This is a genomic window from Paenibacillus sp. FSL F4-0125, from assembly GCF_038008565.1.
In the GTDB taxonomy this organism is placed as follows: Bacteria; Bacillota; Bacilli; order Paenibacillales; family Paenibacillaceae; genus Paenibacillus_AQ.
This window is the reverse complement of record NZ_JBBOZJ010000001.1, coordinates 5332913-5358467: the sequence shown is the minus strand read 5'-3', so window position 1 is coordinate 5358467 and position 25555 is coordinate 5332913. Positions and strand designations below refer to the sequence as shown.

17 protein-coding genes, 1 tRNA gene and 1 other annotated feature are annotated in these 25555 nt (G+C 46.1%); of the genes, 14 read left to right on the top strand and 4 right to left on the bottom strand.

Going from position 1 to position 25555, the window contains the following annotated elements:
- Positions 1-81: 81 nt before the first annotated feature.
- The 4 genes from NST74_RS23795 (at position 82) to NST74_RS23780 (ending at position 2993) form a co-directional block, all read left to right on the top strand.
- A complete protein-coding gene (locus tag NST74_RS23795; RefSeq protein WP_341114745.1) occupies positions 82-510 on the top strand; it encodes an NfeD family protein in 429 nt (142 codons plus the stop codon).
- Positions 510-1445 (top strand): SPFH domain-containing protein, encoded by a 936-nt coding sequence (locus NST74_RS23790; RefSeq protein ID WP_042130704.1) that lies wholly within the window; start codon positions 510-512, stop codon positions 1443-1445. The genes NST74_RS23795 and NST74_RS23790 overlap by 1 nt, the downstream gene beginning before the upstream one ends.
- A 102-nt stretch (positions 1446-1547) precedes the next feature.
- The gene (locus tag NST74_RS23785; protein WP_042130702.1) at positions 1548-2003 is read left to right on the top strand and encodes a cupin domain-containing protein; all 456 of its coding nucleotides are present in this window, start codon (positions 1548-1550) and stop codon (positions 2001-2003) included.
- 153 nt (positions 2004-2156) lie between these two features.
- The gene (locus NST74_RS23780; RefSeq protein ID WP_341114743.1) at positions 2157-2993 is read left to right on the top strand and encodes an aldo/keto reductase; all 837 of its coding nucleotides are present in this window, start codon (positions 2157-2159) and stop codon (positions 2991-2993) included.
- An 86-nt stretch (positions 2994-3079) separates the two neighbouring features.
- Here NST74_RS23780 and asnB read toward each other — a convergent pair whose 3' ends face one another.
- Positions 3080-4924, bottom strand: coding sequence for an asparagine synthase (glutamine-hydrolyzing) (gene asnB, locus NST74_RS23775; protein ID WP_341114742.1), 1845 nt, complete (start codon positions 4922-4924; stop codon positions 3080-3082).
- A gap of 145 nt (positions 4925-5069) precedes the next feature.
- Between asnB and NST74_RS23770 the strand changes: the two genes are divergently transcribed.
- From NST74_RS23770 to NST74_RS23760, 3 genes are all read left to right on the top strand, one after another.
- Complete coding sequence (locus NST74_RS23770) at positions 5070-5426, top strand: hypothetical protein (protein WP_042130688.1); 357 nt, start codon at positions 5070-5072, stop codon at positions 5424-5426.
- Between the two features lie 165 nt (positions 5427-5591).
- A tRNA-Arg gene (locus tag NST74_RS23765) sits at positions 5592-5665 on the top strand.
- Positions 5666-5698: 33 nt separating this feature from the next.
- Positions 5699-6004 (top strand): hypothetical protein, encoded by a 306-nt coding sequence (locus NST74_RS23760; protein WP_341114740.1) that lies wholly within the window; start codon positions 5699-5701, stop codon positions 6002-6004.
- A gap of 278 nt (positions 6005-6282) precedes the next feature.
- On the opposite strand, the gene NST74_RS23755 is transcribed toward NST74_RS23760, so the two are convergent.
- Positions 6283-7182 carry a serine hydrolase domain-containing protein gene (locus NST74_RS23755; protein ID WP_341114739.1) on the bottom strand — a complete coding sequence of 300 codons (900 nt, stop codon included), beginning with the start codon at positions 7180-7182 and terminating at the stop codon, positions 6283-6285.
- 412 nt (positions 7183-7594) lie between these two features.
- Between NST74_RS23755 and NST74_RS23750 the strand changes: the two genes are divergently transcribed.
- The 4 genes from NST74_RS23750 to NST74_RS23735 all read left to right on the top strand — a co-directional run bounded on the left by NST74_RS23750 (position 7595) and on the right by NST74_RS23735 (position 15088).
- Positions 7595-8608 (top strand): LacI family DNA-binding transcriptional regulator, encoded by a 1014-nt coding sequence (locus NST74_RS23750; protein ID WP_042132423.1) that lies wholly within the window; start codon positions 7595-7597, stop codon positions 8606-8608.
- Between the two features lie 125 nt (positions 8609-8733).
- A complete protein-coding gene (locus NST74_RS23745) occupies positions 8734-9489 on the top strand; it encodes an alpha/beta hydrolase (protein WP_341114738.1) in 756 nt (251 codons plus the stop codon).
- A gap of 38 nt (positions 9490-9527) precedes the next feature.
- Positions 9528-11696 carry a beta-glucosidase BglX gene (bglX, locus tag NST74_RS23740; RefSeq protein WP_341114737.1) on the top strand — a complete coding sequence of 723 codons (2169 nt, stop codon included), beginning with the start codon at positions 9528-9530 and terminating at the stop codon, positions 11694-11696.
- Positions 11697-11743: 47 nt separating this feature from the next.
- Positions 11744-15088 carry a GH36-type glycosyl hydrolase domain-containing protein gene (locus NST74_RS23735; RefSeq protein ID WP_341114736.1) on the top strand — a complete coding sequence of 1115 codons (3345 nt, stop codon included), beginning with the start codon at positions 11744-11746 and terminating at the stop codon, positions 15086-15088.
- 55 nt (positions 15089-15143) lie between these two features.
- Here NST74_RS23735 and NST74_RS23730 read toward each other — a convergent pair whose 3' ends face one another.
- Positions 15144-17009 carry an arginine--tRNA ligase gene (locus NST74_RS23730; RefSeq protein WP_341114735.1) on the bottom strand — a complete coding sequence of 622 codons (1866 nt, stop codon included), beginning with the start codon at positions 17007-17009 and terminating at the stop codon, positions 15144-15146.
- Positions 17010-17049: 40 nt separating this feature from the next.
- Positions 17050-17266 (bottom strand) — a binding site (T-box leader).
- A 282-nt stretch (positions 17267-17548) separates the two neighbouring features.
- Here NST74_RS23730 and NST74_RS23725 point away from each other — a divergent pair.
- From NST74_RS23725 to NST74_RS23715, 3 genes are all read left to right on the top strand, one after another.
- A complete protein-coding gene (locus NST74_RS23725; protein WP_341114734.1) occupies positions 17549-17908 on the top strand; it encodes a hypothetical protein in 360 nt (119 codons plus the stop codon).
- Between the two features lie 15 nt (positions 17909-17923).
- A complete protein-coding gene (locus NST74_RS23720; RefSeq protein ID WP_341114732.1) occupies positions 17924-20296 on the top strand; it encodes a beta strand repeat-containing protein in 2373 nt (790 codons plus the stop codon).
- A gap of 393 nt (positions 20297-20689) precedes the next feature.
- Complete coding sequence (locus tag NST74_RS23715) at positions 20690-22066, top strand: exosporium glycoprotein BclB-related protein (RefSeq protein WP_341114730.1); 1377 nt, start codon at positions 20690-20692, stop codon at positions 22064-22066.
- Between the two features lie 98 nt (positions 22067-22164).
- Here the strand turns inward: NST74_RS23715 and NST74_RS23710 are convergent, their stop codons facing one another.
- Positions 22165-25509 (bottom strand): DEAD/DEAH box helicase, encoded by a 3345-nt coding sequence (locus tag NST74_RS23710; protein WP_341114729.1) that lies wholly within the window; start codon positions 25507-25509, stop codon positions 22165-22167.
- Positions 25510-25555: the final 46 nt, after the last annotated feature.

Genomic DNA, 25555 nt, shown 5'->3' with positions numbered 1-25555 from the left:
CAATTATTTTACGGAATTACGCAACGCATCGCTGTTTCTTTTCGTTATAGTAGTATCATATGGAAGGTGGTGGGTTCACCGATGGTTGTGTTTTGGTTGATCGCAGCCGGTGTCCTGTTTGTTGTAGAGATGATGACGCTTACTTTTTATCTGCTATGGCTTAGTATTGGCGCGTTGGCTGGAGGCGTGTTGTCGTTATTCGTTCCCGATTCTATTTTGCTTCAGGTGGTGGTCGGCTCACTGGTCGCGCTTGGTTTGACCTTATTCTCGAAACCACTGGTTTCTAAATTTCGTAGTTCACGTGGATTCAAGGATACAGGTACGGAAATCGTCGGCAGGCAAGGTGTCGTTATTGAGCCGATTGAGCAGGGGCGCTACGGGCAAGTGAAGGTAGGAGGAGATACGTGGAGCGCGAGCTCTGACGAGTCACTGAGCAAGGATGAATTGGTAAGAGTAGTGAAGAGAGGCACGACGATTATTGAGGTAGAACGATGGGGGGACATGAACTAATGGAATGGGCAATAATTACAATTATTCTGGTGGTAGTCGTAGTGTTTGTGGCATTAACGGTCAAAATCGTACCACAACAACGGGTAGGCGTAGTGGAACGTCTGGGTAAATTCAATCGGCTGCTGACACCAGGGCTGAACATTCTGATTCCTGTAATTGATCAGGTGCGTACGTACCATGACCTGCGGATTCAACAAGCGAACGTACCTCCGCAAACGGTAATCACAAAGGATAACGTGCAGGTGCAGATCGACACGATTATTTTCTATCAGGTCGTCGGACCAGAGGAAGCAACTTATGGAATCTCCGATTATGTATATGGGGTAAGAAACATCTCGACGGCAACGATGCGGCAAATTATCGGTAAGCTTGAATTGGATGAAACGCTGTCAGGGCGTGAAAAAATCTCGACTGATATTCGCTTGGCGCTTGATGAGGCTACTGAGAAGTGGGGCGTACGGATCGAGCGTGTGGAAGTTATCGATATCAAGCCACCGCTGGATATTCAAGAAGCGATGGATAAGCAAATGAAAGCAGAGCGGAGCAAACGTGCGATTGTTTTGGAAGCGGAAGCTGCCAAGCAGGATATGATCCTGCGTGCTGAAGGGGATAAGCAGAGCAAGATTCTGAAAGCGGAAGGCGACAAGGAAGCACGAATCCGTCAAGCAGAGGGTTCACGGCAAGCTCAGGAGCTGGAAGCTCATGGTGAAGCCAAAGCGATTCAAGCGGTGGCTGAAGCGGAAAAATCACGCATTGAGCTGATTCGTTCAGCAGGTCTGGATGAGCAGGTGCTCGCTTATCGCTCCTTCGAGGCTCTGGCTGAAATCGCAAAAGGTCCTGCGAATAAAGTGTTCTTGCCAACAAGTGCTGTTGAAACGCTGGGAAGTCTTGGCGCGATTGCTGAAGTATTTAAAGCGAGCAAGGACAGTAAATAGATTTTACAATTCGGGCTTCTTCCGTTAAAGTAAAAAGCAAAAACAACCTTATGCATACGAAGCTATTGTTGCTTATGCAAACTTTGAAGGAGAGAAGCTACCGTGACACAAAAAGAAATCTCACCGCTAGTTGAACTGCTCGGACTACAGCCTCACGTTGAGGGCGGTTGGTACAAAAGACTTTGGAACTCCGAATTTGAAATATCGCAAGAAGTGCTCGGCGATAGCTACTCCGGCTCGCGTCATTCGGCCTCTTCAATTTATTTTCTGCTTCACGAGGGCGAACAATCTGACTGGCATACTGTATTGTCCGATGAAGTCTGGTTATGGCATTCCGGTAGTCCAATAGTGCTTAGTCTTGGAGGTAGTGGAGATAAGCCTGAGGATGTGCAGGAAGTTATTCTGGGTCTCGATATTGCAGCAGGTCAACAGCCTCAGGTTGTCGTTCCAGCAGGCGTATGGCAGGCAGCTCGCACGTTAGGCAAAGAGCCGACGCTAGTATCCTGTATTGTTTCTCCAGAATTCCATTTCGATGATTTTAAACTAATAGAGAAATAAAAAGGAGCGGGGGCTTAGGCCTCCGTTTTTTTATTAGAATATTGGGAATGATGAAGCAGTCTGCTATACTCTTGTGGTAGCGCTTGCTTCTGAAGTTTAAAATTAGGTTAAGTAAGATTAACGAAATAAATAATATATTTGGAGGGCTATACGATGAGTGAATTGAACGCACCGTTCTCGGGTGGACCCACTTTAAATGATGGAGTGACCATGCCGTGGCTGGGTCTTGGCGTATATAAGACTAAGGATGGAGAAGAGGTTATTCATGCGGTCAAAACCGCAATAGAATTAGGATATCGCAGTATTGATACGGCTGCCGGTTATAATAACGAAGATGGCGTTGGACAAGCTATTCGTGAATGTGGAGTGGCCCGTGATGAACTGTTTATTACGACGAAAGTACGCAACCCTGATCAAGGCTATGAATCAACACTGAAAGCATTCGAGGTTAGCCGGCGTAAGCTGGGGCTGGATTATATAGATTTGTATCTTATACACTGGCCGGTGGCAGGAAAGTATCGGGAGACATGGAAAGCCCTAATTCATTTGCAAAAAGAGGGCCTCATCAAGTCCATCGGTGTGAGTAATTTTCAGATTCATCATCTGAAGGAGATCATCGAGGATACGGGAGTAGTGCCAGTGGTGAATCAGGTGGAATTCCATCCGCTGCTAACTCAGCGCGAGCTGCTGAAGTATGCCAATGAGCAAGGCATTCAGCTTGAGGCTTGGAGTCCGCTAATGCAAGGGAATCTTGATCTCCCCCTCCTCAACGAGCTGGCTGAAAAGTATGGTAAAACCCCCGCACAAATTGTCCTTCGTTGGGATTTACAGCAAGGCGTCATTACGATTCCAAAATCGGTGAGTGCCGATCGAATCAAGGAGAATGCAGGATTCTTTGACTTCACGCTAAGCGATGAGGACGTCAAAGCCATCGAAGATCTGAACCAAGATCACCGGTTTGGTCCAGATCCTGATAATTTTAATTTTTAAAAAATGCGAAAACAAACCAAACAGCAAGTCACCGGATAAGGAGACTTGCTGTTTGGTTTGTTGTTTACCTCTTATTTTTCAAGTGCCTATTGGATGGAGACGTTATATTTTCGCAGCCAGAGATCTACTTGCGCCAGATACGCAAAGAGCTGAGGACCGGACATGAGCTGACCGAACCAAGGGAGATTGGTAGAGGATTCTGGGGAAGCGGCGATCTCACGGATTTTGGCAGCATCAATTAAAGGGAGTATAGGCGAAGTAGAGTCATCTAGAATGTTCAATACTTGTGTTCGTACGGCATTTAAATAGGTTGGATTGTGGGTTTTCGGGTAAGGACTTTTTTTACGATATAGCACATCGTCGGGAAGAATGCCTTCAAGTGCCTTGCGCAAAATCCCTTTTTCACGACCATTCAAGTTCTTGATTTCCCAAGGAATATTAAAGACATATTGAACGAGGCGATGATCACAATAAGGAACACGTACCTCTAGTCCGGCGCCCATACTCATTCGGTCCTTACGGTCGAGCAAAGTAGGCATGAAGCGGGTGATGTTTAAATAGGACATTACGCGCATTTGTGCTTGTTTACCTGTCTCCCCATCCAATTTTGGAACTTCTGCCACTGCATCACTGTATCTGTCACCCAAATATTCAAGCGGCCGAATCCATTCATTGACTTCAGGGGATAATAGACTTGCGCGCATTTTAGGGGCAACTGACCAAGGGAAAGTACCTGAGGAGAGCATCTCCTCCCGATGGAACCAAGGATATCCGCCAAAAATCTCATCGGCAGCTTCACCGGAAATGGCTACAGTAGCATTCTTTTTAATCTCGCGGCAAAATAAATATAAAGAAGAGTCCACATCGGTCATCCCAGGTAAATCACGTGTGTACAGGGCATTATCAAGTGCTTCTACAAGCTCCGGCGTATCAAATGAGATATAGTGATGGTTTGTATTTAATTCATCGACCATTCGCTTAATCCACGGTCCGTCTGCACCGGGCTGAAAAGTATGACTCTTAAAGTGCTTGTCGTTATCGACATAATCGACGGAATACGTATCCACTCGTCCCTGACCGTTTCGGTTGTAGTAATCGACTGCAAGTGCTGTTAGCGCACTGGAATCCAGCCCTCCCGACAAGAGGGAGCAAACAGGAACATCTGAAACCAGTTGACGTTCGAGCGTATCCTGCAGCAGTTCACGCACCTTAGCGGCTGTCTCTGTTTCATTGTCAGTGTGTTTTGCGCTTTCCAGCTTCCAATAAGCATAACTGCGCAGACCTTCGCGACTATAGATCATGGCATGCCCCGGACGAAGTTCCTGCATATCCTTATATACACCATGACCGGGAGTACGGGCTGGGCCGACAATAAAGATTTCTGCTAATCCTTCGGGACCTACGAGAGGCTGTACCTTGGGGTGCTGCAGGAGTGCCTTAGGCTCTGAGCCAAAAACTAAGACATCATCCACCTTACTATAGAACAGGGGCTTCACACCTAAGCGGTCACGTGCAAAAAAGACCTGATCTCGAAGACCGTCCCACACCGCAAAGGCAAAGATTCCATTGAGCTTCTCTGCACAATCCGGCCCCCATTCGATATAGGCATGCAGCAGAACCTCGGTGTCACATTGGGTACGGAATTGATGCCCACGCTGCTTAAGCTCTTGTTTGAGCTCGGGTGCGTTATATAATTCGCCGTTGTACACAATCGCATATACCTGTTCCTCATGGCGGGTGATCATAGGCTGCGCGCCGTTCTCTGGATCGATAACGCTAAGTCTGCGGTGACCGAATGCGCAGGGGCCTGAAATCCAAGTTCCAGCTGCATCGGGTCCGCGGTTTGCTAAAGTTTCAGTCATTTTGACCAGCAACTGCGAGTGCTGCGTGAGATCTCCGCGCCACTGGATAAATCCGGTTATTCCGCACATGATGGTTCATCCTCTCTTATTGTGCGATTGTTGTCCTTACTTTTTTGCCAAGTAATACAGATATATGCCGAAGGAAGGCATAAAATGTATGTCCTTATCCGAACACTAGGGGAGAGAGGAATTTGCCAGGAGGGAAGGATGACAGGTGTATTATATTAAAGATGCCAAGATTCGCAGAATGATGGAGTATGACGGTGCACCTTGTGCAGAAGTAGGGGTGCTGCCAGGTGCTGTTAGTGATCCTGCGCTTTTGGTGTATATCGTAGAAGATCAGCGCGAGGAAGGATACGAGATTGTCCGTATTCTCACTAACGATGCGGATACTTCTACCGATTGGTTTGATAACAATATGCATGACGCTTTTAAAGATGTGACTTCGAGCGCGTTTACAGGCAGTATGATTATGTCACCAGAAGATGAACGTTCTAAATTTCAGAGAGAATTAATGACATACGGAGATTTAAAAAAGCAGCTGGAGCAGCATTTTCGGAATTTGGAGTAGAGTAGAAACGAGGGTATCCTTGAGCTATGAAAATAGCTTGGTACCCTCGTAATTATTAAAACAGGATGAAGATGACTTATTTTCCAAAATGTTTGATCTTGAAAAATCTGCTGAATACGGTATAATGAGTATCGTTGCGTCAATACATATCATTATTTCTTATATGTCCCGGTAGCTCAGCTGGATAGAGCATGCGCCTTCTAAGCGCACGGTCAGGGGTTCGAATCCCTTCCGGGACGTCAAGTAACAGCCTTCCTTCGGGAGGGCTGTTTTTGCGTACGTGGGAAGAGAAGCCCGGGTGGTTCGCCGGAGCAAAAGCATCGATAGAAATAGCTTCGCAGTCAGCCCGAAAGGGCTGCATCCCGCTCGGGGCAAGTAACAGCCTTCCTTCGGGAGGGCTGTTTTTGCGTACGTGGGAAGAGAAGCCCGGGTGGTTCGCCGGAGCAAAAGCATCGATAGGATCAGCTTCGCAGTCAGCCCGAAAGGGCTGCATCCCGCTCGGGGCAAGTAACAGCCTTTCTTCGGGAGGGCTGTTTTTGCGTACAGAGCACCCTGCATCAAAGAAAACGAAGCTCTAATAGATAATTAGGGAATATCTCCCTATAATCCAGAGATTTCTGCTCAATAAACTAATAATCAGGGAAATTCTCCCTGTAATTTAGCTAATTCGTTGGCTTATATAGAAATTCTCTCGATTATTAGGGAGGATTTCCTTCATTTTATTCATTTTTAGAAATTATCGGCTAAATACAGGGAGTTTTTCCCTAATTCCTCTCAAAAAGGCCAACCCAATAATTCTGGTTGGCCTAATTATACGAAAAAAAGCTGCCGAGAAGCCTATCTTGCATATACCCACCTAAAGAAGCGGCCAGATTTCCTCCCAGACAGTGTCTAGTATAGCTTGCAAATTATCTTCCATACTGTTAATAGCTATTACTACTTGAGCATCCGGTGCAACAATACAGAATTGTCCGTAAGCGCCATCAGCACGATAAGCATCGTGCGTGCACAGCCAGAATTGACAGCCGTACCCTTGGCCCCAATCGCCGTCGCCATTATTTTCGATCTGCTTTTGCGTGACAAAATCGATCCAAGCTGCAGGAATAAGCTGCTGCCCTTGCCATACTCCTTTTTGCAAAAGAAGCTGTCCAAATCGGCTTAATTCTTCCGTGTTAATCTGAAGACCAGCACAACCTAGGGTGATTCCTTGAGGGGTCATTTCCCAATCGACATTTTCAATGCCTAGTGGGGCAAAGAGACGGGGAACGAGGTAATCTTTTACGGTTTGTCCGACACTGGCCTGTACCATTGCAGAGATCATAATGGTATCCCCACTGCTGTAGGTAAACTGTTCCCCGGGACTTCTGTCCAATGGCAGAGATAGATAATGTTGTATCCAGTTTACGTCCTTCAATGCTAATCTCTCTTCAGCCCAAAATGGAGGGGAATCATGACCTGTGCTCATTCGCAGTAAATCGAACAAAGTCAATTCACCAGGCTGCATCGAGGGAAGGGCTTGCTTATGAGTGAATGCGTAATCCGGAAACACATCTTTTAATGTTGTATCTAGTGTTAGCTTTCCTTCTTCGATGGCCAGGCCCACCGCCATGCATGTAAAAGATTTGCTGACCGAATGCTGCAAGCGCCGAATATCCTCTGCGAGATCCATTTTGCCCACAAGAGTTCCATTTTGAAGCACGCGAACATTGAACACATTCAATCCACGTTCACGGATCTGAGCTTCGAAGCGAGTCATGTTTAACATAAAATGTAGCCCTCTCTCTCTAAGATTCCAAGCTGAGATTAGATGATTTAGTAGTCGATATAATTGAAAACAAGGTGGAAACGTTTCCTCTAGTAGATATTAAATAGCTAATTTGATGGTATTCTATTCTTATTTTAAAGTCAATTAAAGCGGGGAAACTAGTAATTAGCACCAAACTCCTTGAAAAATTAATATAAAATCGAAACGTGAGTTGGTTTTTATCAAAAAACATAGGTTGACTTCTAAAAAATATCTGTCCATAATGAACGTATTAAGCGATTTGAATACGAAAACAGTCAAAATGATGTCATGGGAAACGTTTCCCATCATTTCAGGGGTTTCCACTAAGCTGATTTTATCAGATGAAGGGGGAGCTCATTATAGGGGTGAAACAGGAGAAATTATGAATATCAAGGATATTGCAAGGCTATCAGGAGTTGGTATCGCCACGGTTTCCAGGGTAATTAATAACTCCGGTGTCGTAAGTGATGCAACCAGAGCTAAAGTAATGGCTGTTGTAAGAGAACATAATTACATTCCAAATGGAAATGCAAGCAATCTGAAAAAAACGCGTTCTAATACGATAGCGCTTATGGTTAAGGGAATTGCAAACCCGTTTTTTGCAGACATGATCAAAGAAGTAGAGCGTCAAGTGAATCTGCGCGGCTGCCCGCTTCTGATCCAGCATGTTGAAGATGGTGTGGATGAGATCAATGCTGCTCTTCAGCTCGTAAAGGAAAAGAATTTGTACGGGGTAATCTTTATGGGTGGTACATATGACCATTCTGAAGAAAAATTCAAACAATTGCCGATCCCATTTGTTTTGACTACCATCACGACTACGAAGGATGTTGATCCTGCTGTATTCTCCAGTGTGATCATTGATGATATGCAAGAGTCTTATAAAGCTGTGAGCTATCTGATCTCACTTGGACACCGGAACATTTGCTTTTTGGCCAGATTTCCTTTGGTTCAGCATACTACCGGTAACCGTCGTCTTATGGGTTATATCAAGGCGCTTGAGGATCATGGGATTGAGTATGATGCTTCCTTGGTAGAGGATTGTGAATACAGTCCAAGTTCTGGCTTTACGGCTACGAAAAGACTGCTCAATAAGAAAAAAGACATCACCGCTGTGTTTGCCGCATCAGATACTATTGCTATCGGAGCTGCCAAAGCTTTATTGTCTTTGGGTCTATCGATTCCAAATGATATTTCGATCATCGGATTTGACGGTATAGAGATGGCAGAATACTATCACCCATCGCTGGATACGATCAGCCAACCTGGGGTGGATATGGCGAAAGCCAGTGTTGAAATTCTGTTTGATCTGATCTCGGGACAATCGGAGAACAAACATGTGGTATTCGAGTCTGTTTTGGTTAAGCGAGGATCTTGTAAGAAGATTAATATATAAGCATAAAAGCCTTCGGCGTCCTTATAAGGACGGTAATCGTTTGAGCGAGAAATAGAAGGATATTTTATAGCGTAAGCATATACTTATTTATATTTTTAATAAAAGGTTCCGTAAGGAGATGACATATGGCACTTCTAACCGTTGAGACCGGTTCTCCTACCTTAAGAATGACAACGTCCATCAGTATAATCTCCCCTGTCGATTCGGGCAACACCACCGGAGGAACGCTCTATCTGTTGCATGGTGCTGGTGATAATGCTAGCACTTGGTACCGGCTGACTACCATTGAGCAGTATGCTAACAAGTATGGCTGCACAGTCATAATGCCTCAGGTAGGCAGAAGTTATTATACAGATATGGAGTACGGACTAGATTACTTCCACTATATTACGCATGAGCTTCCTGAGCTTTGTGGCCGAATGATGAGACTGGATGATGATCCGCAAAAGACATACGTTGCCGGTCTGTCGATGGGCGGGTATGGGGCCCTGAAATGTGCGCTTACCTATCCCGAACGATACAGCAAAGTAGTTTCTTTATCGGGTGTTACAGATATTCAGAAAAGATTGAAAGACCCGCAGATGTCTCCGGATATGGCGAGGGAGATGGCAGGCACTTTCGGAAACCGCTTACAAGTTAAGCCGGATCAAGATCTATATGCTTTAGCGGCTAAATTGGTCAACGATAACCGTAAGTTGCCTTCGATTCTGACTTGCTGTGGTTCGGAAGATCCATTTGTGGAGATGAACCGGGAATTTGCTTCTCATATGCAAGCGAGTCCGTATAGCTTTCAATATGTTGAGACCCCGGGAACGCATGAATGGGGATTCTGGGAGGAACATCTGAAGACAACTTTTGATTTCTTGTACAACAAAGAATAATGAGCAATTACAGAAAGAGATATTATGGAGGATTTGAGATGAAAGACCAGCAACTGACGTCGCTGCTAAACCAGATGACGCTTGAGGAGAAAATAGCACAATTGCAGCAGCTTGCGGCAAATTTTTATGAAGGAGCGGAAGAAGGAGGCCAAATTACTGGTCCTATGGCATCCATGGGGATTACAGATCACATGATTGAGAACAGTGGTTCAGTACTTGGACTATCGGGCGCAGAGCAAGTCATAGCCGTCCAAGAAGCTCATTTACGTAAAAATAGATTGGGTATTCCATTGTTGATGATGGCGGATATCGTGCACGGCTTTAAGACGATTTTTCCGGTGCCATTGGCGATTGGCTGCTCTTGGGATATGGAGCGAGCAGAGCTAAGCGCCGAGATTGCGGCTAAAGAAGCGGCAGTCTCCGGTGTACACGTCACTTTTGCACCTATGGCGGACCTTGTTCGAGACCCGCGCTGGGGACGAGTGATGGAGTCTACTGGTGAAGATCCTTATTTGAATGGTAGGTTTGCCCGTGCATTTGTACGCGGATTTCAGGGGAATGACTTGACGGATGATGTAAATCGTCTGGCGGCTTGCGTTAAGCACTTTGCGGCCTATGGTCTATCTGAAGGCGGACGGGATTATAATACGGTCGATTTATCAGAACGTCAGCTACGGGAATATTATCTGCCAGCTTATCGTGCAGCACTGGATGAGGGCGCAGAAATGGTTATGACTTCTTTCAACACGATTGACGGGATTCCAATAAGCGGAAACGTTAAGCTGCTTCGTCAACTGCTGCGTGAGGAATGGGGCTTTGACGGTGTGTTGATCTCGGATTGGGGCGCGGTGAAGGAACTGATCCCGCATGGTGTCGCCGAGGACGAGGCTGAAGCAGCGCTTAAAGCTATCAAGGCTAGCGTGGATATCGAGATGATGACAGAGTGTTATGTTCACCAATTGCCATCTCTTGTAGCTGATGGGCAAGTGGATGAAAGTATCATTGATGAAGCCGTACTTCGTATTTTGAAATTGAAGCAAAGACTGGGTTTGTTTGAGAATCCGTTACGTGGGGCAGATATAGAGAAAGAGCGCGAGGTGATTTTCTGTGAGGCTCACCGGACAGCAGCGAGAGAATTAGCGGTTAAATCCTGCGTTCTACTGAAGAATGATCAGGTTCTGCCGCTTGCGACAGAGCAGCGGATTGCGCTAATCGGACCGTTTGCTAGTAACGGAGATATTCTTGGACCATGGTCCTGGTTGGGTTCAACAGAAGAAGCTAGCCGCCTTGCTCCAGCTCTTGAAGCTCGTGCAGCTGCAGGTAAGGTTACCGTTGCAGAAGGCTCCGGGATTGAGAGCTTTACAGAAGAGCAATGGCTGGAGGCGAAAGCGGCAGCGCTGGAAGCCGATGTGATTGTGCTGGCGCTTGGAGAACATTCGGATATGAGCGGAGAAGCTGGAAGTCGTTCAGATATCCGCTTGCCGGAAGCGCAGCGTGAACTTTTGCAACGTATGAAGAAGCTGGGTAAGCCTGTTGTTGTGGTGTTGTTTAACGGACGCCCACTGGATCTTAGCGGTGTGATCGAGAACGCGGATGCTATTCTGGAAGCTTGGTTCCCGGGAAGCGAGGGCGGCGCGGCGATTACCAGTCTACTGTATGGTGACGAGAATCCGTCAGGAAGATTAACGATGTCTTTCCCTGTATCTGTTGGACAAATTCCGGTCTATTACAATCATTTCAACACTGGACGTCCTCTACATGTACCGGGTGCGGACAAACGTTATGTCTCACAATATCTGGACATTCCTAACGAGCCGTTCCTGCCATTTGGCTTTGGTCTTAGTTATACGACATTTAGCTACAGTGAACCGATTCTTTCCGGTGAAATAATGACGAACGATCAGCCTATTAAAGTAACTGTTACGGTGACGAATACAGGCAATGTACAAGGAGAAGAGGTAGTGCAGCTCTATATCCGAGACATTTCAGGAGAAGTTGTCAGACCGATGAAGGAACTGAAAGACTTTGCCAAGATCAGCCTCTCCCCGGGAGAAAGCAAGGAAGTGAGCTTTACGCTTACGGAAGAACAGCTTCGTTACTATCATAGCGACTTAAGCTTTAGCAGTGATCCGGGACAATTCAAATTGTTTGTGGGTCCAAATAGCCAAGAGGTTAAAGATCGCGATTTTCGCTTAACATTAGCTTAAGTAGAATATACACGACACAGGCTGTCGTACTAGAGGAGCGCAAGAATATGACTACTAATATGAATTCTAACATCCATTTAAAAGCTGGAGACTTATCATTCACTTTTACAAACAGTGGGGACTTGTTCCAAGTTCTCCATGAACGGACAATGATCAATCAATTGCTGCCTAATATTGTGGATGGCTCCTTATCCAATCTATATTTACGCATTCATAGTAATGGAAGCATTCAAGCTGTTCCTTTGCTTGGCATTCATTCTTCAAGTACTGTACGTAAGGCTGGGAACCGCTTGGTTTGGGAAGGTACTGCGGAAAAAATTGAGTATCAGGTTATTTTTACTCCGACGGCTCAAGGCGCTTGGTTCTGGGATGTGAAGCTTTCAGGGCAAGACGCAGATGTGGATCTCGTGTACGGACAAGATGTGGGTATTGCCGATATTGGTGCTGTTCGCAGTAATGAAGCCTACCTGTCACAGTATATTGATCATGCCGTATTCGAGGATCAGTCAAAGGGATATGTAGTATGCTCCAGACAGAATCAACCGCAAGGTGGCAAATTTCCATATCTACAACAGGGTGCAATCACTAAAGCAACAAGCTTCTCAACGGATGGTTTCCAATTCTTTGGATTGTCTTATAAAGAGACCAATCAACCGGAAAGCCTGAGTCGTGATCAATTAAGTAATGAAATCTATCAATATGAATTCGCTTATACTGCGCTGCAATCGGAGCGGGTGAAGCTGAGCGGGGAAGCCCGATTTGTATTTTATGGATTGTTCAAGCAAGATCATCCAGAAGCGATCACCTCGTTAGAATTCGCGAAGGATGTTACTGCGGCTTGGGAAACTGTAAAAGAGTTGCCTTTAGAAGTTGAAGCAACGCTCGAGCGTTCTTTCCTAACGAAAGAGCTGGGTGCGCCTCTGGCTGCAAACTCTCTGACGGACGAAGAGATCGATGCCTTGTTCCCGGTTCGTTATCAAGAAGAGAGAGAGGGAGACCAGCTTCTGTCTTTCTTCACGGAAAATTATGAGCATGTTGTATTGAAAGAGAAGGAACTTAAGGTAGAGCGTCCTCATGGCCATATTCTAATGAGTGGGGATAATGCCCGACTTAACGATAAGGTCATCACTACGACTTCCTATATGTACGGAATATTTAACTCTCAAATCGTTATTGGTAATACTAATTTCAACAAACTCATGACCAATGCGAGAAATGCACTTAACATTCCGAAAGCTTCAGGACAACGTATCTATGTGCAGTGGAATGGTGAATACCGTCTGTTGACCATGCCTTCTCTATTCGAGGTTGGTTTCAACTATGCCCGTTGGTATTACAGAACTGATGGCGAATGCTTCATTATTACGAACTACACTACTGCAGATTCTCCAGAGATATTCCTGAATGTGCGTACCGAAAGCGGAAAAGCTTATCGCTATCTAGTCACTAACCAAATCACGATGAACGTTAACGAATACGAGCTTCCATATCAATTCAAGCAAGAAGAGGGAATCGTAACCTTCTCGGCTGACAGAAGCGCACTAAGTGCAGGAGAATATCCTGATCTGCAATATAAATTCCAGGTACAGGGAGCAGATTTTACTCTTCAAAATGAAGGTAGACTTGTCTCTCATGCTGAGCAGACCGATGCACCGCTAGCAGTTCTGGAACTGTCGGAGAGCAGTGAGTGGACATTGAACATTCAAGGTCTTCTGGATGGTAAGGAGATTCAATCGAGCAGTCGTACAGCTGAAGAAGAGATTTCCGCATACCGTGAGTTCTATAGCGGGGTTATGAATGGCTTCCGTCTGACGTTAGGTGATGGGGCGGAAGGCGAGCTGTTTAAGGTAAATGCTCTGGCTTGGTGGTATACCCATAATATGCTCGTCCATTATTCAGTTCCTCACGGATTGGAACAATACGGCGGCGCTGCTTGGGGAACCCGTGACGTGTGTCAAGGACCAGTAGAATACTTCATGGCTACGCAAAAATACGATCAAGTTCGTGAGATATTGCTGACCCTGTATGCTCATCAATATGAAGATGATGGTAACTGGCCGCAGTGGTTCATGTTTGATAAATATACGAAGATTCAGCAAGAGGAGAGCCATGGAGATATTATTGTATGGCCACTCAAAGTGCTTGGAGACTATTTGGCAGTAACGCAAGACTACAGCATTTTGCAGGCGACTGTGCCGTACACTCGTAAGCATAGCTTTGATTTTACAGAGGAAAAAGCGACGCTGCTGGATCATGCACGGAAGGAAGTTGCTTATATTAAGAATCACTTCCTGCATGACACGCATTTGTCTTCTTACGGTGATGGAGACTGGGATGATACACTCCAGCCGGCAAATCCACAGCTGAAGCAGTACATGGTGAGTAGCTGGACAGTGGCGCTTACTTATCAGACATTGAATCAGTTCTCTGAAGTGCTCCATAAAGTTGATCCAGCAGGTTCTGAAGAGCTGAAAGCGATGGTAGAGGGAATCCGTGAGGATTTCAACACTCATATGCTCCAATCTGAGGTAATTCCTGGATTCCTGTATATGGAGGACCCTGAGCAGGTGAAGCTTATGGTACATCCAAGCGATACAGAAACCGGAATTCAATACCGTTTGCTGCCAATGACGCGCAGTATGATCAGTGAGCTGCTTACACCAGAACAAGCCGAAGCGCACTATGAAGTGATCCAGGATAAATTGTTCTGCCCAGACGGCGTTCGTCTGATGAACCGTCCAGCACAATACGTTGGCGGCGTTAGCACTCATTTCAAACGTGCGGAGCAAGCTTCTAACTTTGGTCGGGAAATTGGGCTTCAATATGTACATGCCCACATCCGTTATGTAGAAGCTATGGCTAAGCTAGGGAAAACCGATCAGGTCTGGAATGGCCTAGCGGCGATCAATCCGATCGGAATCCGTGACGTGGTGCCAAACGCTGAACTACGTCAGGCTAACTCTTATTTCAGCAGCTCGGATGGTAAATTTAACACCCGTTATGAGGCACAGGAGAATTTCGATAAGCTGCGTAATGGTGATGTAGCGGTCAAAGGTGGATGGAGAATCTATTCCAGCGGTCCTGGGATCTACATGAACCAGTTAATCTCCAATGCACTGGGGATCCGTACGGAAGGCGGGGATTTAATCATCGACCCAATTCTGCCGGAGTCACTGGACGGAATGCACTTTAGCTTTGAGTATGCCGGTACTAAGGTGGAATTTATTTATCACCTTACGGGCTCTGACAACAGTCGGATTACTGTTAACGATACGGAAGTGCAAGCGGAAGATACGCTTAATCGTTACCGTAGTGGCGGTATCCGGATCAAGCGCGAAGACTTTGATCGTCTCTGCGTGGAAGCTGGAAATGTGATAGACATTTATAAGTAAGATCATATTTGAAGGGCAATCTCCGCGATAAGCGTGGAGATTGCCCTTTTTTGTGCTACATACGGCTCGGTGTCGGTAACCCAAGCACTTCAAGTACATCCCCTAAAGTGTCCTTAAATCTCGAAGTGAGCCAGAGACGAAAGGCAATGGTACCTGCCTCACCTTTTAAAATCGGACATAAAGAATAGAAGTTATTGAAGAGTGTGGCTAACGTATGCGCGTAAGTACAGAGTATGTTCGGCGTCAATTCTACACTGGCAGAATACAATGTCTCCTGCCAGAGGCTAAGCTGTCTCAGCAGAGCAAGCTCTGCTTTTTCCATTTCGATAGGGAATTGAAGTACTGAGGCGTTTGTGCTGAATGGGATTGTAGATTTGCTCAAAACACTGCTGGCACGAGCATAGGTGTACATCAAATAAACGCCGGTATTCCCGGATATTTCTGTAGCTTGTTTGAAATCAAACACGATTTCCGTTCCCAGATTGAACCGCAGCAGATAATAACGAATGGCAGCAGCTGCAATGATGTGGCTGGAAAGTCCCTCTTTATCGGAGCGCGAATGTTCTATGTTCTGTTCCATAAGCTTCACTAAATCGCTCACCTTAACGCCAATTCCTTGGCGTCCGGACATGGCATAAGAAGATTTTCCTTCTGAAATATCTATTCCCAGCTCAGCAGCCGAGACCGGACTAAGAGAAACAACACCGTAACTTACATGATGGAGCTTATCTGCCTGATCGTTATAACCTAGTGCGCTTAAAGCCTGCTTAACCATTTGTTGCGGATATTCCTGTCTATAATCAATCACGTTAATGACACGGTCTGCATGTCCATAAGACTCTTGGGTTCCAGTTAATCCTGTGGTCCATAAGCCGGATGAGAATTCACTATAGGTGAAATCCTTGGTTAGTAGACCGAATTTCCAGAGATGATAAGCAATGTCTTTGGCTGTATACGTCAAAATACCATTCGAACGCACAAGCACCTTATCCATCTGATGATCCTCGGAATCCGTTTCATTGTTTACGTCTGTCCCTTGCTTTAGCACCCAGCATCCCGCAAGCTTACCTTCAGTCTCCTGTACAAAAACTGCCGTTTGCTTCAATCGCTCAGATGCGGCTGTCCAGAATCCCTCTTTTAAAATATTACTCTCCCATACCAGCAGGTCATAGTGAATACCGAAACGCTTCATTTCCGCTACATGTTCTCTCACGATACGTTCAGCGACAAGATTGCCCAGCCACGCCTCATTGCCGTCACCCTGTTCAAGCGCATGCAGCATATCCGTGCGCTTGTGTGTCATCTCTGGATTCCGTGCATATTCTTTGTTCACTTTGGCATAAAGATCCCAGGAATAATCACCGAAGCGTTGATGATCTCCTTCCAAAGGTACATTTAATAAACCTACAACTGTATCAGCCAGCTGGTTGCCCAGATCATCAACGTAGTTATGGACCTCAACATTATATCCGGTTCTTTTCATTATTCTGACTAGCGTATCGCCAATGCAAGCATTTCTCAGGTGACCTACATGAGCAGCTTTATTGGGATTGATGGAAGTGTGCTCGATGATGACCTTTTCCCCTGCGCTGTCAGGTAGATCAAAGGAATGTTTAGCCCACACCTGCCAATCGATATACAAATTAATGAAACCAGGAGCAGCTACTTCGACTTTTTGTAAAAGACCTGTGTAACTCTCTTGTAGTTCAATTTCTTTTTTTACTAATTCGGCTATGACGAGAGGAGATTTGCGCAGGGTTTTAGCTAGTTGCATAGCAATATTGCAGGAATAATCACCATGCTCCAGATTCGCTGGCTGTTCGATTAGAATAGCAACATCCTTAGGGTAGGAAATTTCTAAGCTGTGGAACACTTTTTTTACACTTTCTTCAATGCTGTTTTTGATGACTTGCTTTAACATGTTATACCCTCCTTTGAAAATACAAAAAAGCCCTCGTCTCAAAAGAGACGAGGGCTTAAGCGCTCGCGGTACCACTCTCGTTGCTAAACAGACGTTTAGCCACCTTACAGGATAACGGTCTTCAGCCGGGGCTTCCTACTTGGGTTCAGAAGTCCATCTCACGGGTGCGCTTCATTAGGTGATCTGTGCCGGCTTACACTTACCCGGCTCGCTGAGGACTAGAACACGTTAACTACTCTCCCACTCATCGATGCTTGAATAATTTTTATCAGTATAACGAATATTTCGAAAAAAGCAATAGGGTGTGTTACTCAGTGAAATCTAGAAGATGTTTGAGTATTAGATTGTTCGATTAGTAGATTATAAATTCAAAGAATAGAAGGTTGTCTTTTTTTGAGTGACAATTCCTTTGCTTAAATGTCCACACATTAACTTTAAATACAGAATATTACTATATAGAGCTATTAATTATGAACCATGTTACTAGTTTTATAGTTTTTTTTCTTTCAAACTGTAGCAGAAGAGAGGAGTGAATAAAGATGGCTTTATATTCAACTGGACCTATAGATAATTCTCCAATTCTGGGAGTTAGACAGACTCAAATCGTAACAGTAAAAGTAGTTAACCGTGATTCTCTTAATCCATATAATTTGGTCATTCAAGGCTTTTTATTAAATGGATCAAGAACAATGTACGTGAATGAAATGCTAAATCTCGCACCTAACCAAGTTCTGACTAGGAACTATTTTGCTGATTTAGATGCCTTTGAATTTGTGTTTGCAACAGTAGACGAGGTTGAAGCAGAGGTAGGGATTTCGGTATGGGGAAAACAGGCTTCGGGGCAATTAGTAGATCCTCATCGAATAGCAGCGTGGGAAAAATATTCAGCAATAATCTAAAGGAGTGTTGAGAAATTGAGCAATTTATCTACCGGGCCGATTGATAATACGATGGTGGGAGGTATACGACCTACTCAACATGTTACGATCAAAATTGATAACCGAAGCGACGTTATTTCTTCTACGGTTCTCGTCCAAGGATATTATATGAATGGGACAAGAACTTTATATGTTAGTGAGCATGTTAACGTTATACCTGATCAAGTTATAACTAAGGACTATTATGCGGATTTTGATGCGTTTGAATTTATTTTTACGACTTTAAGCCTGGTAGATGATCCTATTCAAATTTCAGTATGGGGAAAAAATAGTATAGGTCAAATCGTGACTGCTCACCGACTTGTTCATTCTGAATTACTCGGTGCAACAGTTGGAGTAACTGGAGCGACAGGGGCAGACGGAGCGACTGGAGCAACGGGAGCAGACGGAGTGACAGGTGCGACAGGAGCAGACGGAGCGACTGGAGCAACGGGAGCAGACGGAGTAACAGGTGCGACAGGTGCAGATGGGGTGACAGGTGCAACAGGTGCGGACGGAGTGACTGGAGCAACGGGAGCAGACGGAGTGACTGGAGCAACAGGAGCAGACGGAGTAACAGGAGCTGATGGAGCGACTGGTGCAACTGGAGTGACTGGAGCAACGGGAGCAACAGGAGCCGACGGAGTGACAGGAGCAACGGGAGCAGACGGAGTGACTGGAGCAACAGGAGCAGACGGAGTGACTGGAGTAACAGGAGCAGATGGAGTGACTGGAGCAACGGGAGCAACAGGAGCCGACGGAGTGACAGGAGCAACAGGAGCAGACGGAGCGACTGGAGCAACGGGAGCGGACGGAGTGACAGGAGCAACGGGAGCAGACGGAGTGACTGGAGCAACGGGAGCAGATGGAGTGACTGGTGTGACTGGTGCGACTGGTGCGACTGGAGTGACTGGAGCAGACGGAGTGACTGGAGCAACGGGAGCTGATGGAGCAGACGGAGCGACTGGAGCGACTGGTGCAACTGGTGCGACTGGAGTGACTGGAGCAGACGGAGTGACTGGAGCAACTGGAGTAACAGGAGCAGACGGAGCAACTGGAGCAACAGGAGCTGATGGAGCAGACGGTGTCACTGGTGCGACTGGTGCGACTGGAGTGACCGGAGCAGACGGAGTGACTGGAGCAACGGGAGTAACAGGAGCAGACGGAGCAACTGGAGCAACAGGAGCTGATGGAGCAGACGGTGTCACTGGTGCGACTGGTGCGACTGGAGTGACCGGAGCAACCGGAGTAGATGGAGCAACTGGAGTGACTGGAGCAGACGGAGTAACAGGTGCAACAGGAGCAGATGGAGCGACAGGAGCAGACGGAGTGACTGGAGCAACGGGAGCAGACGGAGTGACTGGAGCGACAGGAGCAGATGGAGTAACAGGAGCGACTGGAGTTACCGGAGCAACCGGAGCAACTGGAGTGACTGGAGCAGACGGAGTAACAGGTGCAACAGGAGCAGATGGAGCGACAGGAGCAGACGGAGTGACTGGAGCAACGGGAGCAGACGGAGTAACTGGAGCGACAGGAGCAACAGGAGCAACAGGAGTAGATGGAGTAACAGGAGCGACTGGAGTTACCGGAGCAACCGGAGTAGATGGAGCAACGGGAGCAGACGGAGTAACTGGAGCGACAGGAGCAACAGGAGTAGATGGAGTAACAGGAGCGACTGGAGTTACCGGAGCAACCGGAGTAGATGGAGCGACAGGAGCGACAGGAGTAGATGGAGTAACAGGAGCGACTGGAGTTACCGGAGCAGACGGAGCAACCGGAGCAACCGGAGCAACTGGAGTGACTGGAGCAGACGGAGTAACAGGAGCAACAGGAGCAACAGGAGTAGATGGAGTAACAGGAGCAACAGGAGTCACGGGTCCGAATATTCAACAAGAGGGATTTTCGGCATTTAAATCTTCATTGTCGGTCTCTACATCCTCACAAATAACAGGTTGGACTGTAACAACACCATTTTATGATAGCCCGACTTTCGACGAAGTTGGGGGCAATTATACCATTCCGACAACCGGCAGATATTCAATTGAAGCTACTATCAATTATTCCACAACTGCCTCAATCTCAATTAGTCTCGGCAGTGCGATCAATCCCGCTTTCGTAGTTCAGAGAACTTCTCCAACGACAACAAATCTGGTTAGTGGATTATTTCCAGTGTTGGATGTGAATGTTGCGCTTATTCTAACTTTGAGAGCTATTTTGGGAAGCGGGACTGTAACGTTGGCTGGTGAATTTGCACTGACAGCAGGTGATGTTATTGGTTTGTTCTATGTGTCAAATGGCTTGACGGTTCCTTTGGATTTGGGCGGCGCTAACACAGCGGGTATCGTTTGGTCTGTTCATGAATTGACTTAATTTAATCACATAGTTTGATGGTAAAAAGAGGGGATACTCTGGAGCGTAAGTAAGGTTCCTGAGCTATCCTCTGTTTTGTTAAAGGGACATGTTATGGGGAGAACAGAATAATGCTCCTAAGATCTACAGCTAATTAAATGATGATAGATTTTCAGAGTTTTTATAAGTATTTAATATGTATAGTAGTAGCTTTTGATGGATGTCCACACCTTAAATCAAGATAAGAATATTACTATTAAGAGCCGGAAATTTCCAACTGAAAAATATAATAGGCTCATTGATAGCGAATTTAGAGTAGATCGGAGGAATGTTTATAGTAACGCAACTATTTAGAGTTTTTGTAGGACAATCTTTTTGTAGGCAATCTATTTAAAAATAAAAGGAGTTGATAACTTGAGTTATTTATCTACTGGACCTATAGAAAACAATCTGGTAGGCGGAGAAAGACCCACCCAGCTGGTTACTATTAAGCTTGTTAATCAGAGCGATGTTTCTGCGGCTATGATTCAAATCGAAGGCTACTATATGAACGGTACAAGAACACTATATGTTAGTGAACTTCATACTGTGGGTCCTAATCAAGTGCTAACGAAAGATTATTATGCAGATTTTGATTCATTCGAATTTTTATTCACAACATCAGCTCAGATAGACGATCCAATTCAAGTCTCGGTTTGGGGAAAAAGCAGTACAGGCCAATTAGTGACTGCCCATCGGCTTGTATACTCTGAATTGTATAGTGAATATATAGGTTATACAGGAGCTACCGGAGAAACCGGTGCCACAGGAGATACGGGGGCGACGGGAAGTGCAGGCGCAACAGGAGCAACCGGAAGTGCAGGCGCAACAGGAGCAACCGGAAGTGCAGGCGCAACGGGAGCGATCGGAAATACAGGAGCAACAGGAGCGACCGGAAATGCAGGCGCAACAGGAGCAACTGGAAGTGCAGGCGCAACAGGAGCAACCGGAAGCGCAGGCGCAACAGGAGCAACCGGAAGTGCAGGAGCAACAGGAGCAACAGGAGTCGCAGGTGTAACAGGAGCGACCGGAAGCGCAGGCGCAACAGGAGCAACCGGAAGCGCAGGTACAACAGGAGCGACCGGAAGCGCAGGTGTAACAGGAGCAACCGGAAGCGCAGGCGTAACAGGAGCAACCGGAGTCGCAGGCGTAACAGGAGCGACCGGAGTCGCAGGCGCAACAGGAGCGACCGGAATTGCAGGCGTAACAGGAGCAACAGGAGCTACGGGTTCAGGAGCCATTATTCCATATGCTTCTGGTCTGCCAGCTGTTATGACCACAGTATTGGGAGGTCTTTTGAATACTTCAAGTGCGATTGGTTTTGGTAGCACTGCCACAAATATCGCTATTACAGGTGGCACTATAGATCTTACAGGAGCAGCTGGAACCTTGCTGAACTTTGCGTTCTCAGTTCCTCGAACTGGAACGCTTACTTCTATAGCAGCCTATTTCAGTACGACAGCTTCCGTTAGTTTAGTTGGTTCTACAGTAACAATCACGGCTCAATTATACAGATCTACTACACCTAACAATACCTTCACAGCAGTACCTGGGGCTTTAGTTACATTAAGTCCTGCTCTTACAGGATTAATTTCTCTTGGATCTATTAGCAGTGGGAATACCACAGGTTTGAGCATTCCTGTAACTGTGGGAGAGCGCTTGTTGTTGGTCTTTACTTCAACGGTAACGGCTGGCCTTGATGTTGCAGCAACCGTTGCAGGTTACGCTAGTGCAGGAGTTACAATCGCATAATCTGATGATGATTATGACGTATTTACTACAGAAAAAGGGATATCCCAAAAGCCATTTGGCTGAAGGATATCCCTTTTTTTCTCCAAACATCATTATACCTAGATCATCAGAATTTCTCGGATGTCTTGTTCTGTCAGAGTAGATAACCCTTCCTGACCTGGCTGAATTACCTCATCGATCAAGTTCCTTTTCTTCTGTTGTAGCTCATACATCTTGTCCTCCACAGTGCCTTGGGTGACGAGCCGAATGACTTGCACTACTTTTTTCTGCCCGATTCGGTGAGCCCGATCTGCAGCTTGCTGTTCGACGGCAGGGTTCCACCACAGATCGTATAAGATTACAGTGTCAGCCCCTGTTAAGTTGAGTCCGGTTCCGCCAGCCTTTAAAGAGATCAGGAAAATATCCCGCTCTCCTTCATTAAATTTATTACATAAATCTACCCGCTGTGACACAGGCGTTTGACCGTCTAGATAAAAATATGGAATGCCTTGATATCCAAGCTCCCGTCCAATTAGGCCAAGCATTTCTGTGAACTGGGAGAATACTAGCATTCGTTTACCTGAGCTGCGGCATTCCTCGATGATTTCAAGGAGCTGCTCGAACTTGGCGGAGCCTCCTTCATACCCATCCACAAAAAGAGCCGGGTGGCAGCACAGCTGGCGCAGACGGGTGAGTCCCGCAAGGATTTTAATCCGATTATTATTGCCAAAGCTATCTTGTGTAAGATGCTTAAGCGCCTCTTTTTTCAAACGGGCGAGATAAGCGACATATAACTTCTTCTGCTCAGGCAGTAGCTCACAGGCTTGAAGGGACTCGATTTTCTCAGGAAGCTCCTTTAACACATCACTCTTTAAGCGCCGCAGCAAAAAGGGACGTGCCCGTTTAGCAATAACATCTCGCGGTACATCGTGGAAAGCCTTCTTGCCTGGAAACAGCCCAGGGAATACAGTGCCGAAGATGGACCAAAGATCTTCCAGCGCATTCTCCACAGGAGTCCCAGTAAGTGCAAAACGATGCCGGGCCTGAAGAGCCATCACAGCTTGAGCGGTTTGTGTTGTATGGTTCTTTATAGTTTGTGCTTCATCGAGAATTAGGGTATGAAAAGATTTCTTAGCATACAACTGTACATCTCTGCGAAGCAGCGGGTAAGAGGTGATGATTACATCAGCCTTTGCTGCATTTTTTAAAATTCGACCGCGTTCCGTTAAACTTCCATCTGCAATAACAGCCTTGATTTCAGGCGTAAATTTTTTGAGTTCATTAAGCCAGTTGTAGGTAAGAGACGCCGGAGCGACAATAAGAGCCGGCAGACCACTCTGACGAATATTTGGAAGCTCAGAGAGCAGAAAAGCGATACTCTGCAACGTTTTTCCAAGACCCATATCATCCGCCAAAATACCGCCAAAACGGTAATGGGCCAATGTTTTCAGCCACTGAAATCCATACTGCTGATAATCCCGAAGCACAGGAACTAGACTTTCTGGTATAGGAAAATCAAGGTTCTCAGGGTTGTGCATATTCGCCAGTAGCCGCCTAAAAGATCTGCCAAGCTTAACGGAGTCACTTTTCTCGTCTGCGGAGGTCAAATGTAAACCACGTACAATCGGCAGAGAAAATGCGGCACCTTTGATCTCACCTTCCCGAATACCCATTTCGTTCATAAAGGTGATGATTTCTTGAAGCTCCTCACTTTCCAGCGGCAGCAACGCCCCTTCGGGCAAGCGGTAGTATTTACGTTTATCCTGAAGTGATTTCAAGACCATCACAATCTCAGATTCGGGAATACCACCCATGTCGAATTTAAAATCAAGCCAGTCGGTTTTCTCATTCCAACTAATGCTCACCTTTGGTGGCGTGGTCCCCGTGAACAATCTATCTTTGACAGCGGTGGTCGCATAGACCGTTAGCAGTGGCTCAAGCAACGGAATCGTATGGTACAAAAAATCGTACTCACCTTCCTCATCCGTCATAATATACCCGCCTTCGGTTTTGGCGAAGGATTCATGCCCCATTAGCTCCAGAATTCGGGCCTCTCCTTCGCCGTCGCGAATAAGAATCAAGTTCGTACCGCGAATATGGGCATTTTCGTCTAAAGGATTGATAATGATGTCACCATACTGAAACTCTAACCCTGCGAGTAGTCTATCTCTCACACGGTCCAGATAAAGCCTCGCTGTAAGCTTGTGTTGTACAATTCGATCAGCAATGGAGTCGGCGATATGCACGTTGCCCAGTTTTTTCAGTCCAGGAATAACCTTGTCCATAAAAGGCTCCATTTGCTCAGGTGCGATATCGATGCCATCTCGCCGGGAAGATTCCAGCATTTTCTTCATCTCAGATAGGCGCATGCATTCCTGAGGGGATAGCTTCAACAGCTTCCCTTCAGACAGCACGAGTCCATAGTCTTCCAGAACTGAGATCTGCTCCAGTCCTTGAATATCCAGATGGTATCCTTCGCCTTCGGCTTGCTCGAATGCAAAGCTAAGAGGCGGTGCTTCATTAGACATATGAATGCCTTCGTGTAGTATCTCTCCTTGTTGCAGATAAACCGATGAAACCTCTGAAAGCGCAGGCTGAAGCGTCTCCCAGAAAAAAGGAGGGACAGCCAGCAGGCGATCTCCTCCCAGGTTACCACCATATGGAGAGTAGTTAGTGACGTTGTCACGATACATTTTTTCATTTAAGACAATTTCAATCAGCTTCTGAAGAACGATGTTATCTTCCTTCCGAAAGCTGTGAATGGCAGGATCATAGATGAAATGCTTAGAGAACTCGAAGGTTTCTCCACGGTGAATGCGTTCCAGAAAACCTCTTGTTTTATGAACGACATATAGACGTTTCAAGCCGACTTTTATTTCTATCCCCAGCATGGTAGCGGTGTAGCTGTAAGTGAATGGCTTGCAGATGAACTCTACATTTAATGGGATTCTATTGTCCACAAAAGCTCCAGTACCACTCGGACGCGGTTTATGGTTGCTGAACATGCCTAACAGGCTGCTCACCAGATGCTGATCTCTGGAATTTCCTCCTATGTCTCGCGTAGAATCCGTAACAATACGTGGGGTTAAGACCCCAGTATCTTCTATAGAAGAAAGACGGGAAGCCCCGGAAGGCTCCTCTTGTTCTCCGGTAGACTCAAGGGCATCAATGCTGATCAATACAGCAGCGATATGTTTGCAGAAAGGCCCCCCATGTGAGTAAGCGGGACAAGTACACTCTGCCGATACATCACCATCGATATCAATGACAACCATGACTTCGTAGCCAATGCCCCCTTGAACGAGCGCTTCATAACGAGATCTGGGCAGATCTGGTATGGATTCATTTCGTTCTTCAATATCAAGGATATCGACGCTTCCAGACTGGTGATAAGCCAATCCTTTTTCAAAAATAGACTTGCCGCACAGCAGCTTAATTACCCGTTCTGTTACACTAAAGCCCATAACATAATTCCTTCCTCGTAACTTGTTCTTCGAAAAGTCCGATTAT

Excerpts from the sequence above, each read along its gene's own strand:
- NST74_RS23755 (WP_341114739.1), bottom strand. The coding sequence starts at position 7,182 with ATGACTCGCTTCGAAGCTCAGATCCGTGAACGTGGATTGAATGTGTTC.
- asnB (WP_341114742.1), bottom strand. The coding sequence starts at position 4,924 with ATGTGCGGAATAACCGGATTTATCCAGTGGCGCGGAGATCTCACGCAG.
- NST74_RS23735 (WP_341114736.1), top strand. The coding sequence starts at position 11,744 with ATGACTACTAATATGAATTCTAACATCCATTTAAAAGCTGGAGACTTA.
- NST74_RS23730 (WP_341114735.1), bottom strand. The coding sequence starts at position 17,009 with ATGTTAAAGCAAGTCATCAAAAACAGCATTGAAGAAAGTGTAAAAAAA.
- NST74_RS23710 (WP_341114729.1), bottom strand. The coding sequence starts at position 25,509 with ATGGGCTTTAGTGTAACAGAACGGGTAATTAAGCTGCTGTGCGGCAAG.
- bglX (WP_341114737.1), top strand. The coding sequence starts at position 9,528 with ATGAAAGACCAGCAACTGACGTCGCTGCTAAACCAGATGACGCTTGAG.
- NST74_RS23790 (WP_042130704.1), top strand. The coding sequence starts at position 510 with ATGGAATGGGCAATAATTACAATTATTCTGGTGGTAGTCGTAGTGTTT.
- NST74_RS23750 (WP_042132423.1), top strand. The coding sequence starts at position 7,595 with ATGAATATCAAGGATATTGCAAGGCTATCAGGAGTTGGTATCGCCACG.
- NST74_RS23725 (WP_341114734.1), top strand. The coding sequence starts at position 17,549 with ATGGCTTTATATTCAACTGGACCTATAGATAATTCTCCAATTCTGGGA.
- NST74_RS23780 (WP_341114743.1), top strand. The coding sequence starts at position 2,157 with ATGAGTGAATTGAACGCACCGTTCTCGGGTGGACCCACTTTAAATGAT.
- NST74_RS23745 (WP_341114738.1), top strand. The coding sequence starts at position 8,734 with ATGGCACTTCTAACCGTTGAGACCGGTTCTCCTACCTTAAGAATGACA.
- NST74_RS23795 (WP_341114745.1), top strand. The coding sequence starts at position 82 with ATGGTTGTGTTTTGGTTGATCGCAGCCGGTGTCCTGTTTGTTGTAGAG.